This is a genomic window from Agrobacterium sp. fls2-241-TYG-188a (assembly GCF_030209845.1).
On sequence record NZ_JARVRD010000003.1, the window covers coordinates 585,174 to 604,219 of the forward strand.

Consider the following 19,046-nt stretch of genomic DNA (forward strand, 5'->3'; position numbering starts at 1 on the left):
TCATGCGTACGGTACCAGAACTGCTACCGCCTTTGCGCCATCATTTATTTATGCATCTAACTAAAGTCTTGTACACAAAACTTTCGGACTCAGCCGAATGTATAAACTTGTCTGCAAAGTAACAGTCTCCGGAATGCCCGTCAAGGTCACTTTGCCTCGCTCATTCAATCTACGGATTCAGCTTTTTGATCAGTAAATCCAATGAAAATCGCGCCCAGCCGTTTGCAGACTGGACGCGATGAAAACGCTTCGAACGCAATGGGAGGTCGCGCTTAGGGCATCTTGACCGGCGTGCTGAACCGACTTGAGTCAATTGCAGCAGCGCCTGGACGGAAGCTTGCGGTTGCCGCAGAGGCAGACATGTCGTGGCTGAGCATACGATTATTGACGAGACGAGGAGCCTTTACGGCACGGCCGGAAGCACCCTTGTCCTGGCTGAGAGCCCAGTCGGATATGGCTTCCTGCGTCAGGCGACCGCCGCTGACCATCGCCTTTTCAGCCACGGCAGCATCCTGCTTGCTTGGACGACCACCCTTTGTGGGCAGACCGACGCTGAGCGCATTCTTGGCTTTTGGCTTCACATCGAACGCGTCACCATAGCTGTCTTCATCGCGGCTGGACACAGCAGGCTCGGCCTTTGCCATTTCGACAGGTTTTGCCGCAGGCACTGATGCAACGGTGCGACCAGCGGAGGCCGGGAACTGCGCAGCGCTTGGCATCGCTGTTGCCGTCAAGGCGGATCGGGCGTCCTGTCCGCTCTGCTCAAGAGCGGCGACGACGACAGGCGAAAGCGTTGCACCCTCTGCTTCGTCTTCCTGACCCTCCACATCGGCATTGGCAGATGCGAGCAGCGCTTCTGCGACAGCCGGGCGGTTGGCCGGCACTGGAACATGCGCGGCCAGGGCATCGCCAGGCATATCTTCGGACGCAAGGGCCGCCGTCATCGTGGTACCTTCAGCATCACCCTTCATCCGACGAGGCCCAAGCAGCGTCGGAACGGGGATGGAATATTGGGCGAGATCAGCAAATTGCTGTTCGGCAGGTGCCGCAGTCGGTGTTGGCGTGGTGGCAGCCTGAAGCGCATCCTGCGCTGCATTACGTGCTGGCGAGTAAAGCGCTGTGGCTAGGCCGTTCTGGCCGTCCTGCTCCCGAAACGCCGGGCGGGCTGTTGGCAGCGGTGCAGCTACAGCCGGCACCGGCTGGGCGGAAGCGACCGCAACCGCGGCAGGTGCCTCGTCGGTTTCCTCGGCAACCGGAGCCGCAGCAGGTGCGGACGACCGGGTTGCGGGTTCCGGCGTTGCAATGCCTTCGGCATCTTCATCCTCATCACCACCACCAAACAGCGTCGCAAGCAATGTCTTGCGCTTGCCGCCGGAAGAGGACGATGCAGGGCCAGCGCCTGCGGTGCTGGCAACCTGGATGGACGATGAGCTGACACGCTTCTTGTAGTCTGCCAGCGCCTGATCATAGCCGGGAAGCGGCTTGCCGTCGGCTGGAAGGTGAATGGTATTGCCATTCGGGAAAATCCGCACGAGCTCCTGGCGGCTCATGCGCGGCCAGGCGCGGACGTTGCCGACATCAAGATGCACGAAAGGCGAACCGGAGGTCGGGTAGAAACCAACGCCGCCGATCTGCATCTGCATGGCAATTTCGCGCAGGCGGGAGAGCTTCACGCCGGGAATGTAGAAATCCATCGCCTTGCCCAGCGTATGCTGGCTGCTCTTTGCGACACCCTTGGTGCGCGAGCGCAGCATACCGTTGGTTTCCGGCGAGCGGAAAGCGGACACGACGTTGATATATTCGTTGGCACCGGAGCGACGGTAGACTTCCCAGACGAGATCGAAAAGGCGCGGATCCATCTTGGTGGGCTGGTTGCGACGCCAGTCGCGCAGGAAACGGTTCAGCTCCTGCAGACCCTTCTGGTCATACTTGCCGTTTCGCTTGAATGTGATGACGGCTTTTTCTTTGGTGTGGATATAATAGAGCTTCAGACTGCGTGTTTCGGCGGCGGCTTCCGTCGCCGAAATTCCGAGAGCGGGCATCGCGGCCATCATCAGGCACGCGCAGGTGACAACGCGTGCCGACAGCTTCGTGCATATATCTTTGATCAAGCCGCGCGCTATCTTGCCCGAGAGCGCGATATTCCGATGCAGATAAAGCAATTTGATCCCCGCCTGGCAGACAATTCGTCACATTGTCCCACATGAACCTCAATTACGGTCACACGATGGCAATTTTGCCACACATGGACATTCATCCTCTATATAGTGAACGCTTCACTAACAAGTGGTTTATAGACCGTAAGTGAATATCCTTGCCCAGGAGTTAACAAATTCCACATCTGCTAATTTACGCCAAGCGAAACGGCATCAAGCCGCTTCGCGCAGGGGATCGTCTGGATCAATGCCATAATCCTTCAACTTGCGGTAAAGTGTAGAGCGCCCAATTCCCAGTTTTCGGGCCACCTGACTCATCTGCCCCCGGTAGAAGCGCAGGGCAAAACGGATCAGTTCTTCTTCGATATCCGCGATCTTGCGCACATCTCCGCTCTCATCCGTGCTGGCGATGAGGCTGCCGCCGCCTGCCGTTGACGTTGTCGAGCGGTTTTCATCGCTTGCCATAGCCTCCATCACCGACATGATTTCAGCTGCGCTGCTTCTGGTTTCCACCGGCTGGGCAACCAGAAGAGAGCGTTCTGGCGGTCTGTGCTGCGCGTCGTAATCGCCGACGGCACCGGCGAATTCGGGAACCTGCAAGGCGATTTGCGGAAAATCTGCTTCGTTCAACTCGTCGCCCTGGGCAAGAACGACCGCGCGGAACACGGCGTTCTCCAGCTGGCGAATGTTGCCTGGCCAGTCATAGGCGGTCAGCAGGGCAAGCGCGCCCGCATTGACGCCCAGCGCGTGCGGCAGCTTCTGCTCGATCGAGAAGCGTTCCGCAAAAACGCGCGCGAGATAGGGAATGTCTTCCTTTCGGCGGCGCAGGGCCGGAATGGTGATGGGGAACACGTTGAGGCGATAATAGAGGTCTTCCCGGAAGCGGCCTTCCTTGACCTCTTCGATCAGGTTCTTGTTTGTCGCGGAGATAAGGCGGACATTCACCTTCTGCACCTTGGCAGATCCGACGGTTTCGATTTCGCCCTGCTGGACGGCGCGCAGCAGCTTGACCTGAACATCGAGCGGGAGGTCGCCGATTTCGTCAAGGAACAGCGTTCCGCCATCGGCTTCCATGAACTTGCCGATGTGCTTTTCCGTAGCACCCGTGAATGCCCCCTTTTCGTGTCCGAAAAGAATGCTTTCCACGAGATTATGCGGAATGGCCCCACAGTTGACGGTGATGAAAGGTTTGCCTGCCCGGTCGCTGCCAGACTGGATGGCGCGCGCAATCATCTCCTTGCCAACGCCGGATTCCCCTTCCAGCACGACCGGGATATTGGATTGAGCCGCGCGCTGCGCCAGTTCGATGACGCGCAGCATGGCGGGACTTGCCGAAACGATATCGGTAAAATTGACGGCGTGATTGCGGGAACGCTTGCCGGTGCGGGCCTTGGCCTCGCGCTGGTCCAGTTTCAACGCATTGGAAATGGCAGCGCCGATCCGCTCTGGCGACACGGGCTTGACCACGAAATCAAAGGCGCCCGCCCGCATGGCCTGCACCACGGTATCGATACCGCCCTGCCCCGTCTGCACGATGACAGGAACATCCGTCCCAAGTTCCCCGACAGCCTTCAGGAAGGACAGGCCGTCCATCTCAGGCATCATGAGATCAAGAACAATGACGCTGATGTCACCGCTATGTTGCTTCAACAGCTCCAGCCCCACCCTGCCGTTTTCGGCGAGAATTGGCTGATGGCCAAAACGCTCCACCGCTTGTCTAAGCAGGCGGCGCTGCACGGGATCGTCATCGATAACGAGTACTTGCGCGGTCATTTCAGGCTCCGGTTTCCGGTTTATGGATCTGCTTCATGCAGACCTTTGAGCCGAATGTGGCACGGAAGGCTTGAACATCCTGTTTTGAGATTTGCTTGCATTTTAAGCATTGCCACGGGAAACGAAGCCCCCATATGCTTGGACACGAGATGAAGAGGAAACCCGGAATGACTTTCAAGACATCGACGACACTGCCCGCCTTTTCCGCTGATGGCGCGGCAAACGCCGCCACGGCAAGCGCGGCATTGGGCAATCTTCCGACCTGGAAACTTTCCGATCTCTACCCCTCGGCAGACTCCCCGGAATACAAGGCAGCACTGGAAAAGGCGCAGGAAGGGGCGAAGGCCTTCGAAGCAAAATGGAAGGGCAAGCTTCAGGCGGCGGCCGAACTCACCGGCGAAAAGGGCCTTGGCGCGGCGCTGAAGGAATATGAGGCGCTGGATGATCTTCTCGGACGCATCGGCTCCTTTGCCGGCCTCACCTATTTTTCAGACACATCCAACCCGGCCAATGGCAAGATCTACGGCGATGCCCAGTCGAAGCTGACGGATCTGTCGGCCCACCTGCTGTTCTTCGCATTGGAATTGAACCGCATCGATGATGCAGTCATCGATGCCGCTATCGCCAACGATGCCTTGACCGCTCACTACAAGCCCTGGCTGGTCGATCTGCGCAAGGACAAGCCGCACCAGCTGGATGACAGTCTCGAACAGCTGTTTCTGGAAAAATCCATGACCAGTGCGGCGGCCTTCAACCGGCTTTTCGATGAAACCATGTCGGATCTGCGCTTTGAAGTGGATGGCAAAAGCCTAGCACTGGAAGAAACGCTCAACCTGCTGCAGGAGCCGGAAGCCGAGACCCGCAAGAAAGCAGCACAGGCCTTGAGCGCGACCTTCAAGGACAATCTGCGCGTCTTTACGCTGATTACCAACACGCTTGCCAAGGACAAGGAAATCTCCGACCGCTGGCGTAAATTCGAAGACATCGCCGACAGCCGCCATCTGGCCAATCGTGTCGAGCGCGAGGTGGTGGATGCACTGGCGCTGGCGGTTACGCAGGCCTATCCGCGTCTGTCTCACCGCTATTACCAGATGAAAGCCAAGTGGCTGGGCATGGAGCAGATGGAATATTGGGACCGCAATGCGCCCCTGCCCGATACATCCAATGCCATTATTCCATGGGAAGATGCCAAGGATACGGTTCTCTCCGCCTATGGCGATTTCGCACCTGAAATGGCCGACATCGCCCGCCGTTTCTTCGATGAGCAATGGATCGACGCTCCGGCCCGCCCCGGCAAGGCGCCGGGTGCCTTCGCGCACCCGACCGTGCCATCGGCCCACCCTTATGTCCTCGTCAATTATCTCGGCAAACCGCGCGACGTCATGACCCTTGCCCATGAGCTCGGCCACGGCGTGCATCAGGTTCTGGCGGGTGGACAGGGTGCGTTGATGTGCGCGACGCCTTTGACGCTTGCCGAGACCGCATCGGTCTTCGGGGAAATGCTGACCTTCCGCAAGCTGCTCGACAACACCAGCGACCGTCGCGAGCGCAAGGCGCTTCTGGCCCGCAAGGTGGAGGACATGATCAACACGGTGGTTCGTCAGATCGCCTTTTATCAATTCGAGCGCAAGGTGCACACGGCCCGTAAAGATGGTGAACTGACGGCGGAACAGATTGGTGAGCTGTGGCTGTCTGTCCAGCAGGAGAGCCTTGGCCCGGCAATCCGTATCTCGGAAGGCTATGAAAGCTGGTGGACCTATGTTCCCCACTTCATCCATTCGCCCTTCTATGTCTATGCCTATGCCTTTGGCGATTGCCTGGTGAACTCGCTTTATGCGGTCTACCAGAATGCCGATGAGGGCTTTCAGGACAAATATTTCGAGCTGTTGAAGGCGGGCGGCACGAAACATCACTCCGAATTGCTGAAGCCTTTCGGTCTCGATGCGACGGATCCATCCTTCTGGAACAAGGGTCTTTCGATGATCGAAGGACTGATCGACGAGCTGGAAGCACTCGATAAGGAATAAAAAACGGCGAGGCTCAAATTTCGGACAAGCTTCGACGTTTCTTATGCTTTACCTTACGTGAATCGCATGATGGATGCCGAGCATGAAACGCAAGCCTGCTGACCTGACATTGAGGGAAACATTGCGCTGGGAACCCGAAACCGGTTTCCAGAGGCTTGAGCAGCACCTGCGCAGGCTTCTGCGTTCGGCGGATGCGTTGGGTTTCCGCGCTCCCGCCGATACGGTCAAGGCGTTAAATGCGGCGGTCGGCGGCACCGAGCCTATGATCGTGCGCGTCGTGATGACCTACAAGGGCGAGCTGGATATTAAGGCCGAACCCTTCGTTCCTCTTGCGGCCAACGCCGTCTGGCGGGTCAGGATCGCTGAAAAGACACGGCTCGATTCCAGCGACACCTTCTACAGGCACAAATCCTCACGCCGCGAACCTTACGACGCGGCGAGAGCCGAATTTTCCGCCGGTGAGGCCGACGAAGTTCTCCTTCTGAACGAACGTGGCGAAATCTGCGAGGGCTCCACGACCAGCGTTTTCGTAGAGGGTGCGGAAGGCCAGTTGCTCACACCGCCGCTTGATAGCGGCATCCTGCCGGGTGTGCTGCGGGCAGATCTCATTCGCGAACGCAAGGCGCGTGGACAGGCACTCAGGCCCGCGGACCTTGCAGGCAAAAAGCTGTTTGTCGGAAATTCCCTGCATGGGCTGGTGGCGGCAGAGCTGGTCTAAGCCACGCCAAGACCACCATCGAAACAGGCGTCAGCGAGCGAGCGCCTTATTCTTCGACGGACTCGACCCGGGCGCGACCCTTCTGCTTGGCAGAATAGAGCGCACGGTCGACGCGCTGGTAAAGATCGGCTCTGCTTTCCCCTGATGTGTAGAGCGTAAGCCCGGCAGAGCAGCTGTAGGAAAAATCCGCAGCCCCGGGAAACGGGCAGGATGTGCTCACCTTTTCGAGGATACGCTGAGCCATGGCGGCGCAATCCGAAAGGGCCGTGCGGGGCATGATCAACATGAATTCTTCACCGCCGACGCGCCCGAACGTATCGGATCGGCGAATCGTTTCATGCGCGATCTTTACGAAATCCCGCAGCACGGTGTCGCCTCCCTGATGGCCGAAGCGATCATTGATGGCCTTGAAGAAATCGATATCCATGACGCAAAGACCAAAGGGCGGCTCCAAGCCGCTCTGGACATTGGCGATGTGTGCATCGAGTTTGGCGAAGACGAAACGACGATTGGCGGTTCCGGTCAGCTCGTCCGTCTGCGCCGCGCGCATGGCGATGTCGCGATCCTGACGCAGACTACGCTGATTTTGTCGCAACTTGGTAATGTCGGTTCCCACGCACAGCATCCAGCCGTCGTCCTGCACGGTCTCCGTCATCCAGATCCAGCGTCCGTCATGCATGTCCAGCTCCAAACCGCGAAACGGCACCTTGCCGCGACGCGACTGCGCGGACAAAAGCCAGGCATCGAAGTCACTGGTGGTGATGATCAGGCCCTTGCGGTCTTGATAATTGGCGCGCAGCACCTCGATCCAGGTGGGAAATGCGTCCTGGGGAATATTGAACGCTTCTCGAAAAGCGCGATTGGCATGGCGAAGCCTGTCCTGCGTATCATAGAGAGCGATGAAAATAGGCGTCATGTCCTGGAGCGCAATGACGCGCTCTATGAGGCTGTCCAGGCTGGGGGTTTCCTGACGCACGATGGGTTGCCCTTTTCCGATAAACGAACGGCACGGTTGAATATTGCATTATAGGCGTCGAAAGCAAGTATGCGTAGTCTCAAGCTGTACCGATGATTTTATGACCCTTTGCACCCGGTTCGATTTACCTTTCCGGCAGTCTTCATACGCCCGTCATCCGGCTACCCTTTATTGTTGAGACCTAATCATCTAGCTTAGGCCTTGTCTTCAAAGAGGAAATTGAGAATGACGGAAGTTGAATACCCGATCTACGGCGAAATTACCGGTCCCATCATCATGATCGGTTTCGGCTCCATCGGGCGCGGGACGCTTCCGTTGATTGAACGCCATTTCAAGTTCGACCTGTCGCGGCTTGTTGTCATCGACCCCAGAACCGATATTGCCGACTATCTGGAAAGCCGGGGAATACGCCATGTTCAGGCGCATCTGACCAAGGACAATTACAAGGACGTCCTCAAGCCGCTCGTCAAGAATGTCGAGGGACAGGGCTTTTGCGTCAACCTGTCTGTCGATGCGTCATCGGTGGATCTGATGAAGCTGTGCCGCAAATACGGAATGCTCTACATCGATACTGTGGTTGAGCCATGGCCCGGCTTCTACTTCGACACGGATGCGGATAATGCCGCACGCACGAATTATGCATTGCGCGAAACCATGCTGAAGGAGAAAGCGCGACGCCCCGGCGGTACGACCGCCGTTTCCACCTGCGGCGCCAATCCCGGCATGGTCTCCTGGTTCGTGAAACAGGCACTCGTCAATCTTGCACGCGACACGCATCTCGAATTCGACGAACCCGCCGCCAGCGATCGCGAAGGCTGGGCGAAACTCATGCAGACGCTGGGCGTCAAGGGTGTGCATATTGCCGAGCGCGATACGCAGCGCGCAAAGGAGCCGAAGCCCTTCAACACCTTCTGGAACACCTGGTCTGTCGAAGGCTTTATCGCTGAAGGTCTGCAGCCGGCAGAACTGGGCTGGGGCACTCATGAGAAATGGATGCCAAAGAACGCCCGCAAGCAGAAAAAGGGCAGCAAGGCCGCCATCTTTCTCGACCAGCCGGGCGCCAGCACGCGCGTTCGCACATGGTGCCCGACGCTTGGGCCCCAATATGGGCTGCTGGTTACCCACAATGAAGCGATTTCGATTTCAGACTATTTCACCGTGCGCGACAAGCGCGGGCATGTCGATTTTCGCCCCACCTGCCACTATGCCTATCACCCCTGCAATGACGCTGTCTTGTCTCTCTACGAGATGTTCGGCAATGGCGGCGTTGCGCAACCCACACAGCATGTGCTGACCGAAGACGAGTTGACCGACGGCGCCGATGAGCTGGGCGTCTTTCTCTATGGCCATGAGAAGAATGCCTACTGGTACGGCTCGCGCCTGACGCTGGAAGAAGCCCGCAAGCTGGCGCCCAACCAGAATGCGACTGGGCTACAGGTTAGCTCCGCCGTTCTTGCGGGCATGGTCTGGGCGCTGGAAAATCCGCAAGCTGGCATCGTCGAGGCAGACGAGCTCGACTACCAGCGCTGCCTCAACATCCAGCGCCGCTACCTCGGACCCGTCGAAGGACATTACACCGACTGGACACCGCTTCAGGGAAGACCCGGCCTCTTTCCTGAAGATATCGACGCGGGCGATCCATGGCAGTTCCGCAACATTCTGGTGCGCGGATAAGGGCGGACAACGGTGCAGACCGGCGGCAGACACCATATGGTGCCGGTTTGCAACGCCGTCAGTTTTGTGGGAACCGCCGGGAACCCGTGCATAGGTGGTGTCGTTCGCTTGCAATAAGGCCGACTTCATTCCATGGTCAGTTTACAAGATCGACAAGAATCGCTGGAGACGAAAGAGATGAATTTCAAGACAGGCGCCGCTCTGGTTCTGGCCGCAATCGCTGCCTCTTCATGCGCCCCTGCCGCGCGCTCCCCGCGCCCCATGGCAACTGCCGCCCCGCAGGGCCCGGCCGTTGATGGACGCTGGGTGGACAAAAACGGTATTGTCTCGACATTCCAGGCGGGCGCATTCTCCACCCGCTCGACAGACAGCAACACGCTGCTGGCTTCCGGCACCTATGTGACGATTTCACCGACACTGTATGAAATCAACATGACGTCGCTGGTGCGCAATACCCAGTCGCGCGTCAATTGCGCGCTCATCTCGCCTTCGCAGCTGAATTGCACCACCGACACAAACAGCCAGTTCACTCTGACACGCCAGGGCTGATTGCAGCCGCTGACCAACTGAGCCCATTTGAATCAACGCGCGCGTGTAGCGCGCGTTTTTATTTGCGCAACCCTGTCATATTTCTACTTGCGGCAGATGCCACGAGATGAAAACATCGCCTTTGAAAGACTGACATAGTTTACCGCTATGCATGTCTGAGGGACGAGCCGTAATGCTTTTGCTCGCTAAAAACAGGAGAGACAGCACGATGAACAGGATTTTGAGATTCAGCCTGATGACCGCATCGGTCGTTGCGCTTTCGGCAGGGGCAGCGCTGGCTGATTACCAACTCAACATTCTCCACATCAACGATCTGCATTCGCGGATCGAGGCGATCAACAAGTCGGATTCGACCTGCTCTGCTGCGGAAGCTGGCAAGAACGAGTGCTTCGGCGGCATCGCCCGCGTCAAGAGCGCCATCGACGCCCGCCGCACAGAGCTTGGCACCAACGCCAATATCCTCGTGCTGGATGCTGGCGACCAGTTTCAGGGCTCCCTGTTCTACACCCAGTACAAGAGCGCGCCCATTGCCGAATTCATGAACGGCATCGGCTTCGATGCCATGGCCATCGGCAACCACGAATTCGATGACGGCCCGGCAGAGCTTCTGAAATTCATCAACGCTTTGAAGTTCCCGATCATCTCCGGCAACACGAAAATTGCCGATGGTTCCGAGCTGAAGGACAAGTTCAAGGGCTATGTCATCAAGGACATGGGCGGCCAGAAGGTCGCCGTTGTCTCGGTTCTGGCAACCGACACGAACGAGACATCGTCTCCCGGCGACAAGGTAACGTTTGAAGACGAGGTCGAATATCTAAAGGGCGCCGTCAAGGAAATCCAGGATCAGGGCGTCAACAAGATCGTTCTTCTGTCCCATGTCGGCTACGTCAAGGATCAGGAAATCGCCCGCTCGGTGGATGGCATCGACGTGATCGTCGGCGGTCACAGCCACACATTGCTGTCCAGCACCGACCCGAAAGCGGCTGGCCCCTACCCGACGCTGGTCAAGAACCCGGCGGGCGTTGAAGTGCCTGTCGTCACGGCCTACGCCTATTCGAAGTTCCTCGGCGACCTCACCGTTACCTTCGATGACAATGGCGTGGTCAAGTCCACCGCTGGCGCACCAAAGCTGCTCGACGCATCGGTCACGCCGGATGAAGGCTTCACCAAGCGCGTGGCAGAACTTGCCGCCCCGCTGGAAGAAATGAAGAAGAAAGAGATCGGCGTTGCCGAAGCGGCAATCGACGGTTCGCGCGAAGTCTGCCGCGCCAAGGAATGCACCATGGGCAACCTGGTGTCGGATGCGCTGCTGGAGCGCGTCAAGGATCAGGGCATTACCATCGCTATTCAGAACGGTGGCGGCTTGCGCGCATCCATCGATGCGGGCCCGGTTACCATGGGCGAAGTGCTGACGGTTCTGCCATTCCAGAACTCCGTTGCCACATTCCAGATCAAGGGCGTCGATCTTCTGGCGGCTCTTGAAAATGGCGCAGGCCAGATCGAGGAAGGTGCCGGTCGCTTCGTGCAGACCGCTGGCCTGAAATATTCCTTCGATCGCTCCAAGCCACCTGGCAGCCGCATCGTTTCCGTCGAGGTCAAGGAAGGCGACGCCTTCGTCAAGCTCGACCCGGAAAAGACCTATGGCGTGGTGACCAACAACTACACCCGCACCGGCGGCGATGGCTTCAAGACCTTCGCAACCAAGGCCATCAACCCCTATGATTTCGGACCAAGCCTTGAAGATGCGGTCGCCGCCTATATCGGCGCCCACAGCCCCTACAAGCCTTACACCGATGGCCGCGTGATGGATGTTACGCCTGCTGACTATGTGGCTCCACCAAAAGAAGCCAAGCCCGCAGCTGCCGCCCCTGCCCCGACGGCTCCCGCAACGACAGCCCAGGCCCCGGCGGCAACCGCGCCTGCACCTGCCACTGCAACAGCGCCAGCCGCCACAACCCCGGCACCGGCGGCAACCACAGCCGCGCCTGCACCCACGGCTCCTGCTTCTGGGAAATATGTCGTGGCCCGTGGGGATTCTCTCTGGAAAATTGCCGCAGAGAAATACGGCAATGGCACCGAATGGAAGAAGATTGCCGAAGCAAATGCGCTGAAGCGTCCGAACCACATCGAGATTGGTGATGAGCTGACCGTTCCTGCCAACTGACCATAGCGCATCGAAATCAGGCCGGTCCGCCATGCGGGCCGGCCTTTGTTTTTCAGTCGCGTTGAAATGTCACGTTCTAAACTCAAGAATTCAATTCAGATTGTGGGATCGATGCTCTACAAGATGATCCAACACGATGGTCTTGGCGTATGGCTGACCAGACAATGCAGGTTCAGGACGATTTCATGATCGCAGACAATTCCACACTTCAGACGGCGCATTTCCCCGCAGATCACCCGAAGGTCGCCTTCGGCAAGGTCGGCGTTCTCCTCGTCAACCTCGGCACGCCCGATGGCACGGATTACAAATCCATGCGCCGCTATCTGGCAGAGTTCCTCAGCGACAAGCGCGTCATCGAGTGGTCGCGCCTGTTCTGGTACCCTATTCTCTACGGCATCGTGCTGAACAAGCGGCCGCAGAAGGTTGGCAAGGCCTATGAGGAAATCTGGAACCACGAGCTGAACGAAAGCTATCTGCGCACCTACACCCGCAATCAGGGTGAGGCATTGGCGAAGATGCTGACCGACCTGCCCAATGTCGTCGTCGATTGGGGAATGCGCTACGGCAAGCCGAGCATTGCAGAACGCATGGACGCGCTGAAGGCGCAAGGCTGTGAAAAAATCCTGCTCTTTCCGCTCTATCCGCAATTTGCGGCGGCAACGACGGCTACCGTCAACGACAAGGCCTTCGAATATCTGATGAAGCAGCGCTGGCAGCCAGCGCTTCGCACCGTCCCGCCCTATCACGACGACGAAACCTATATCGATGCTCTCGCCAACTCCGTCAAAGCCCATCTGGCAACGCTGGATTGGGAGCCGGAAAAGATCATCGCCTCCTTCCACGGCATTCCGCAATCCTACTTCAAGAAGGGCGATCCCTACCATTGCCAGTGCATGAAGACGGGTCGCCTGCTGCGTGAAAAGCTGGGTCTGGACAAGGACCGCTTCATGATCACCTTCCAGTCCCGTTTCGGACCGGAAGAGTGGTTGCAGCCCTATACCGACAAGACGGTGGAGCGGCTTGCCAAGGAAGGCGTCAAGCGCATTGCCGTGATGAATCCGGGCTTCGTCTCCGACTGTCTGGAAACGCTGGAAGAAATCGCGGGCGAAGCTGGCGAGATCTTCCACCACAATGGCGGCGAGAAGTTTTCCCACATTCCATGCCTGAATGACAGTTCTGAGGGTATGCGGGTTCTCGAGAAAGTTGTACGCAGGGAGCTGCAGGGCTGGGTGTAACCCCAGCCGATACAAGACATGACAGCATAGAGGGAGATGACGATGTTTGATCTGGGTGGTTTCGATATTGTCGTGATCGTCGTTGTGGGGCTCGTCATTCTCACGCTGTTTGCGGGCATCAAGACGGTGCCGCAGGGTTATCGCTACACGGTGGAGCGCTTCGGGCGCTACACCCGCACCATGGAACCCGGCCTCAACATCCTCACGCCCTATATCGAGCGCGTCGGTGCCAAGCTGAACGTGATGGAGCAGGTGCTTGATATTCCCACCCAGGAAGTCATCACCAAGGACAATGCCAGCGTTTCAGCAGATGCCGTCGCCTTCTATCAGGTCCTGAACGCCGCCCAGGCGGCATACCAGATCACCGACCTGCAATCTGCCATCCAGAACCTCACCATGACCAATATCCGCTCGGTCATGGGCTCGATGGATCTCGATGAACTCCTGTCCAACCGCGATGCCATCAATGACCGGCTGTTGCGCGTGGTGGATGAGGCCGTGGGCCCGTGGGGCATCAAGGTCACCCGCATCGAAATCAAGGATATCGCCCCACCAAAAGACCTCGTGGACTCCATGGCCCGGCAGATGAAGGCCGAGCGTGAGAAGCGCGCGCAGGTGCTGGAAGCCGAAGGCTCGCGCGCCGCTCAGATTCTGCGGGCCGAAGGCGCCAAGCAATCCGCCATTCTCGAGGCCGAGGGCCAGCGCGAAGCAGCCTTCCGCGATGCCGAAGCGCGTGAGCGTCTGGCCGAAGCCGAAGCCAATGCCACCCGCATGGTCTCCGAAGCCATCGCCGCTGGCGATATCCACGCCATCAACTACTTCATCGCCCAGAAATACACCGAAGCGATGACCGCCATCGGCACCGCGAAAAACTCCAAGATCGTCCTGATGCCGATGGAAGCCTCGTCGTTGATCGGCTCTCTCGGCGGCATTGGCGCCATCGCCAAGGAAGTTTTCGGTCGCGACAGCGATGCACAGTCCACGTCCGATACAACCGCCTCGGCAAAACAGCGCAGCTCTGTACCGCCTACCTCCAGCCGCCCATCGGCCCAGACCATCAACGTGAGCATCCCCAACAACCCGTTCGGCCCATCCACGGAGCGCTGACATGATTGCCAGCCTCGTCACCGATCTCGGCCCGTGGAGCTGGTGGATACTGGCTACCGTCCTGCTGGCCGCCGAACTTGTCGCCCCCGGCGTCTTCCTCATCTGGATTGGTGCGGCAGCCCTCGTCATCGGCGCGGTATCGCTTGCGCTCTGGGATACGGCTCTGTGGAGCTGGCATGTGCAACTGCTGTTGTTCGCCGTCCTCTCCGTCGCCTTCGCACTGCTTGGCCGCCGTTATTATGGCCGCAACCACGCCAAGACCGATGAGCCGTTCCTCAACCAGCGTGAAGCCAGCCTCATAGGCCGCACCGCCACCCTCCACGAGCCCATCAGCGAGGGGCGAGGCCGCATCAAGCTGGACGATACCTGGTGGCCCGTGCAGGGCGAAGACGCACCGGCAGGCACCCGTGTGCGCATCGCCTCCGCCCATGGGCGGACGCTGACCGTCGAGCCGATCCTGAACTGATCTGGCGTTCATCCTCTGGCGGGTGAGCCTGCCCAGCCATGTTGCTGCAACAACATGCGGCAGGTGCATCTCTTGTCTTCCGGAAAATCAATGCTTCCCGGGCTGCCCATGCTGTAGGCATTGTTTATTGCCAGACCACAGCCAAGGGTTTTCAACAATGGAATTGGAACTACAGCCGCCCGCAGATATGGAAATGACCCTGCGCACGCTTGCAATGCCCGCCGACGCCAACCCGGCAGGCGACATTTTCGGCGGATGGGTCATGTCGCAGATGGACCTTGCAGCCTTCGTCCGCGCCAATGACGTTGCAGGCGGGCGCACCGTCACGGTTGCCGTCCACGAAATCGTTTTCAAGAAACCGGTCAAGATCGGCGACACGCTCTGCGTCTACACCCGCATCGAAAAAGTCGGACGCACCTCCATCACCCTCAAAATCGAAGCCTGGACCCGCCGCCACTCGCAGCAATCCCGCGAAAAGGTCACCGAAGCGGTGTTCATCATGGTCGCGGTCGATGATGAGGGGAACCCGAGAGCGGTGCAGCGGGACATCGCGTAGACGGTTCGAGAAAGACAGGCACATCTAAACCGCCTGTACGGCTGCGTGTCGGTACCATCTGCTATGCAAATCCGGACCTCTATCGAACCACATCTCACCCAATATCGGGAATTTCGCCGTGCTGGTAGATAATCACCGGAGGGCCGTATTCGCCGAGATCCGGGTCGGCATCGCGCGCCCAGGCCAGGACACCATCATACTGGCTTGCCAGTGATTTCCCCTCACGCACGGCGCGCTCTTCCGTCGGCATCTGCCTTGGCTCGAATGCCTCGACCATATTTCCCTCGTCATCGGCCTTGTAGGCGGCGAGAACGATCAGTTTGACTTTGGCCATGGCTCTGTTCCTTGTGCGGATAGCAGCCACCTATAGCACAGGTAAAATTGGGAATTGCGATTGTATCGGAGAGGGCGGCCGGAACCGTGATGGAAAGGCTCATCTCCTGCGCCTAACTGCCTGAAACCAAAAAAGGCTTCCGGTTTCCCGAAAGCCTTTTTGAAACTGGATGGTGGGCGTGACAGGGATTGAACCTGTGACCCCTACGATGTCAACGTAGTGCTCTCCCGCTGAGCTACACGCCCTCCGTTGCGGCGCATAAATCACGAAACCGGATGAAGCGTCAACTGCTTTTTTGCGGTTTTGTGAAAGCTTTTTTACAAGCCTTATGCCACAAGGAGTTTGTTCACTTCGTCGACGAGATCGCGAAGGTGGAAAGGCTTGGAAAGGACCTTTGCGTCCTTAGGCGCCTTCGAATCAGCGTTGAGTGCGACGGCGGCAAAACCGGTGATGAACATGACCTTGAGGTCCGGGTCGAGTTCGGTTGCCCGACGCGCGAGTTCGATGCCGTCCATTTCAGGCATGACAATATCGGTCAGCAGCAGCGAGAAAGGCTCTTCGCGAAGCCGGTCATAGGCGCTTGCGCCATTATCGAAGGAGGAAACCTTGTATCCGGCTTTCTCAAGCGCCTTCACAAGGAAGCGCCGCATGTCATTGTCATCTTCAGCGAGAAGAATTTTCTGTACCATTTAAGTGACCGTAACTTCTGTTTTATTGGAATACCTTATCCCGATCATACCGCATTTTCAGTAAATATCATGTGAACGGTAGAATCATGACTCCGGCGACTGGGATGCAGTATGGACTTGCTCTGCCTTAACTGGCAACATGATGCTTCTGGCAGAATTATGACATGGTAAACGGGGCGGGATGGACTGGGTCACGGGCGAGTACGAACTCTTCGAAGTGCACGAACCAGCCGTTCACAGCATTCCGTTCGTATATAATTCACCGCACAGCGGTCGATGCTACCCCGTATCGTTCCTCGAATCATCGAGATTGAACGCTTACGAAATCCGCCGCTCCGAAGATCATTATGTCGATGAACTGTTTTCCGGCGCAACCGATATCGGCGCGCCACTGCTGAAAGCCAACTTTCCGCGCGCCTATCTGGATGTGAACCGCGAGCCCTATGAGCTCGATCCGCGCATGTTCGATGGTGCCCTGCCCTCTTACGCCAATATCGGCTCCATGCGCGTTGCGGGCGGTCTCGGCACCGTGCCGCGCATCGTTGCAGAGAATATGGATATCTACGCCCACCGTCTTCCGGTGGACGAGGGTTTGAACCGCATTGAGCGGATCTACAAACCCTACCATGCCTGCCTGCGAAAGCTCATTTCACGCACCCACGCCAATTTCGGCATGGCGGTTCTGGTCGATTGCCACTCCATGCCGGGCAATATCCGCCTTGCCGGATCCAATGTCCGTCCCGACATCATCATTGGCGACAGATACGGCACCAGCGCATCGGCAGAAATTTCCCGCGCGGCCCTGCATCTCCTGGAAGAACTGGGCTTTACCGCGGTCTGCAACAAGCCTTACGCCGGAGGCTTCATCACCGAGCATTACGGCAGGCCCATCCGCTCGCTTCATGCGGTGCAGATCGAGATCAGCAGGGCGCTCTATGTGGACGAAAAGACGCTGCTGAAGACACCGGAATTCTACGCGGTGCAGTCCGCTCTGGACACCTTCATGCGCCAGTTCTCGATGTTCGTTTCCGAATACGCCCTCGACATGGCCTTTGCCGCCGAGTGACCTCCCCCGCTATCTCTGAAGTATGGTCCGCAGCATTTGCGGACAAAAAAAACCGCGCCTTGGCGCGGTCAAGTCTAGGGAGGAAACACCCAAGGAGGGTATTTACAGTCAAAGACTGTGATCAAAACCTATGTCGATTATGCCCAATTGTCAATCATATTTATTATTGCCTATAATTTAACCGATAATTTGCTCATTTGCCTTTCCCGTGTGCGCAATCGGCGGCGAATGCCCAACTCTTGTGTTTCCAGCGTCGCAGATAGCGTGTGGACGAGACCGGCTGAACCGCGCTATGTCCGTTGCTGGATTTTCTGATTGCCGAGGTTTCCATGCTGCCTGATCGCGATTTCTTCTTTCGTCTTGCTGACGCCGCCAAGGCGGAAACCCTTCCCCGGTTTCGCAGCGGCCTTGCCGTCGCCAACAAGGAGGAAGGCGGCTACGATCCCGTGACGGAGGGAGACCAGGCGGCCGAAACGGCTATCCGTTCATTGATTACCGAACACTTTCCCCATCACGGCATTCTGGGCGAAGAACATGGTAGCGTGGGCACGGATCGTGAGCATGTCTGGGTCATCGACCCCATCGATGGCACCCGCGCATTCATCTCCGGTGTGCCGGTCTGGGGCACATTGATCGGCTTCCAGTCTTCGGGCCGCTCTGTCATGGGTGTGATGGACCAGCCCTTTACCGGCGAGCGCTATTTTGCGGATGGCGAAAACGCCTGGTATTTCGGCCCAGGCGGCGACAGGCAGATCAGGACACGCCAGTGCGAGAGCCTGTCTGATGCCGTCCTGTTCACCACCTCGCCGCATATCTTCACCGCTGAGGAAGCGGAACGTTACGGCGCAGTTGAGCAGAAAGTGCGCCTGTTCCGTTATGGTGTCGATTGCTACGCCTACGCCCTTCTGGCAGCGGGCCACGCGGATCTGGTCATCGAGTCCGGCCTGAAGCCCTATGATGTCGGCGCGCTCATTCCCATCATCGAGCAGGCCGGTGGCATCATCACCAATTGGGACGGCGGAAGACCGGAGGCGGCGGGCCGCATCATTGCCGCCGGAAACAGGTCCATTCATGAACAGGCACTGGCCACCCTGTCCGAACTGTAGGCACAGCGCGGCTGCCCTTGAAACTCGCAGCGGACAATCGCTATAATTGCATCCAAAACACTGAAAGTACACCGGGGGAGATACGCTCCTCCGGCCTCGTTCCCATTGCCGGGAAGACATTGCTGCCGAAATCCGCACCTCGTTCCCTCCAGTGCTTTGGTGGCGTTAACGAATTGCACCAAGAGGTAAGCTTTGGTTAACCATATTGCGGCACTCTGGCGTTGAATTCTTTCATCTTCATATCCTGAAATGAGCGAGGACCGCCATGGCATATGACTGGAGTGGGAATACCGTCAAACAGAAGCGTGATGACTGGGTCGTCATCATCGCGATTGCGGCGATGGCCTTGTTTGCCGCCACAATGCCGCTTGTGCTTGTAAAGACCGCACCTTCGACCAAGCTGATTGAAACGACATCGATTGCCGCACCTGCAGCGGTCAAGATGTGACG

16 protein-coding genes, 1 tRNA gene and 2 pseudogenes are annotated in these 19,046 nt (G+C 57.9%); 12 read left to right on the forward strand and 7 right to left on the reverse strand.

All coding sequences use genetic code 11. From position 1 onward, the window contains the following. Positions 1-272: 272 nt before the first annotated feature. From QRN85_RS16770 to QRN85_RS16775, 3 genes and pseudogenes are all read right to left on the reverse strand, one after another. A complete protein-coding gene (locus tag QRN85_RS16770) occupies positions 273-2,054 on the reverse strand; it encodes a peptidoglycan L,D-endopeptidase MepK (RefSeq protein ID WP_502870795.1) in 1,782 nt (593 codons plus the stop codon). Between the two features lie 315 nt (positions 2,055-2,369). Continuing rightward, positions 2,370-2,567: pseudogene (locus QRN85_RS24565) on the reverse strand (helix-turn-helix domain-containing protein); the annotation flags it as partial. A gap of 173 nt (positions 2,568-2,740) precedes the next feature. Next, a pseudogene (locus QRN85_RS16775) lies at positions 2,741-3,929 on the reverse strand (sigma-54-dependent transcriptional regulator); the annotation flags it as partial. Positions 3,930-4,096: 167 nt separating this feature from the next. On the opposite strand from QRN85_RS16775, the gene QRN85_RS16780 reads away from it, so the two are divergent. Next, the gene (locus QRN85_RS16780; protein ID WP_284759412.1) at positions 4,097-5,956 is read left to right on the forward strand and encodes a M3 family oligoendopeptidase; all 1,860 of its coding nucleotides are present in this window, start codon (positions 4,097-4,099) and stop codon (positions 5,954-5,956) included. A gap of 82 nt (positions 5,957-6,038) precedes the next feature. Then, entirely contained in the window at positions 6,039-6,674 is a 636-nt protein-coding gene (locus tag QRN85_RS16785; protein ID WP_062585539.1) for an aminotransferase class IV family protein, read from the forward strand. A gap of 46 nt (positions 6,675-6,720) precedes the next feature. Here the strand turns inward: QRN85_RS16785 and QRN85_RS16790 are convergent, their stop codons facing one another. Next, positions 6,721-7,629, reverse strand: coding sequence for a GGDEF domain-containing protein (locus tag QRN85_RS16790; protein ID WP_113093616.1), 909 nt, complete (start codon positions 7,627-7,629; stop codon positions 6,721-6,723). Positions 7,630-7,875: 246 nt separating this feature from the next. Between QRN85_RS16790 and QRN85_RS16795 the strand changes: the two genes are divergently transcribed. The 7 genes from QRN85_RS16795 to QRN85_RS16825 all read left to right on the forward strand — a co-directional run bounded on the left by QRN85_RS16795 (position 7,876) and on the right by QRN85_RS16825 (position 15,401). Beyond that, positions 7,876-9,324, forward strand: coding sequence for a homospermidine synthase (locus tag QRN85_RS16795; protein ID WP_113219825.1), 1,449 nt, complete (start codon positions 7,876-7,878; stop codon positions 9,322-9,324). A gap of 177 nt (positions 9,325-9,501) precedes the next feature. Next, the gene (omp10, locus tag QRN85_RS16800) at positions 9,502-9,873 is read left to right on the forward strand and encodes an outer membrane lipoprotein Omp10 (RefSeq protein WP_062584444.1); all 372 of its coding nucleotides are present in this window, start codon (positions 9,502-9,504) and stop codon (positions 9,871-9,873) included. 208 nt (positions 9,874-10,081) lie between these two features. Beyond that, positions 10,082-12,037 (forward strand): 5'-nucleotidase C-terminal domain-containing protein, encoded by a 1,956-nt coding sequence (locus tag QRN85_RS16805; RefSeq protein WP_284759415.1) that lies wholly within the window; start codon positions 10,082-10,084, stop codon positions 12,035-12,037. Between the two features lie 185 nt (positions 12,038-12,222). After that, complete coding sequence (gene hemH, locus QRN85_RS16810; RefSeq protein ID WP_062585536.1) at positions 12,223-13,272, forward strand: ferrochelatase; 1,050 nt, start codon at positions 12,223-12,225, stop codon at positions 13,270-13,272. Positions 13,273-13,314: 42 nt separating this feature from the next. Further along, positions 13,315-14,379, forward strand: coding sequence for an SPFH domain-containing protein (locus QRN85_RS16815; protein ID WP_284759416.1), 1,065 nt, complete (start codon positions 13,315-13,317; stop codon positions 14,377-14,379). 1 nt (position 14,380) lies between these two features. Continuing rightward, complete coding sequence (locus tag QRN85_RS16820) at positions 14,381-14,845, forward strand: NfeD family protein (RefSeq protein ID WP_284759417.1); 465 nt, start codon at positions 14,381-14,383, stop codon at positions 14,843-14,845. Positions 14,846-15,008: 163 nt separating this feature from the next. After that, positions 15,009-15,401 carry an acyl-CoA thioesterase gene (locus QRN85_RS16825; protein ID WP_062585534.1) on the forward strand — a complete coding sequence of 131 codons (393 nt, stop codon included), beginning with the start codon at positions 15,009-15,011 and terminating at the stop codon, positions 15,399-15,401. A gap of 94 nt (positions 15,402-15,495) precedes the next feature. Here QRN85_RS16825 and QRN85_RS16830 read toward each other — a convergent pair whose 3' ends face one another. The 3 genes from QRN85_RS16830 to cpdR form a co-directional block, all read right to left on the reverse strand. Then, positions 15,496-15,735 (reverse strand): hypothetical protein, encoded by a 240-nt coding sequence (locus QRN85_RS16830; RefSeq protein ID WP_062584436.1) that lies wholly within the window; start codon positions 15,733-15,735, stop codon positions 15,496-15,498. A gap of 170 nt (positions 15,736-15,905) precedes the next feature. After that, a tRNA-Val gene (locus QRN85_RS16835) sits at positions 15,906-15,980 on the reverse strand. Between the two features lie 81 nt (positions 15,981-16,061). Further along, positions 16,062-16,424, reverse strand: a complete 363-nt coding sequence (gene cpdR, locus QRN85_RS16840; RefSeq protein ID WP_027675545.1) for a cell cycle two-component system response regulator CpdR — start codon at positions 16,422-16,424, stop codon at positions 16,062-16,064. Positions 16,425-16,605: 181 nt separating this feature from the next. On the opposite strand from cpdR, the gene QRN85_RS16845 reads away from it, so the two are divergent. The 3 genes from QRN85_RS16845 (at position 16,606) to QRN85_RS16855 (ending at position 19,044) form a co-directional block, all read left to right on the forward strand. Beyond that, positions 16,606-17,490 (forward strand): N-formylglutamate amidohydrolase, encoded by an 885-nt coding sequence (locus QRN85_RS16845; RefSeq protein ID WP_112962851.1) that lies wholly within the window; start codon positions 16,606-16,608, stop codon positions 17,488-17,490. 329 nt (positions 17,491-17,819) lie between these two features. Continuing rightward, entirely contained in the window at positions 17,820-18,596 is a 777-nt protein-coding gene (gene hisN, locus QRN85_RS16850) for a histidinol-phosphatase (protein ID WP_284759422.1), read from the forward strand. A 265-nt stretch (positions 18,597-18,861) separates the two neighbouring features. Then, positions 18,862-19,044 (forward strand): hypothetical protein, encoded by a 183-nt coding sequence (locus tag QRN85_RS16855; protein ID WP_062584432.1) that lies wholly within the window; start codon positions 18,862-18,864, stop codon positions 19,042-19,044. The last annotated feature ends 2 nt before the right edge of the window (positions 19,045-19,046 follow it).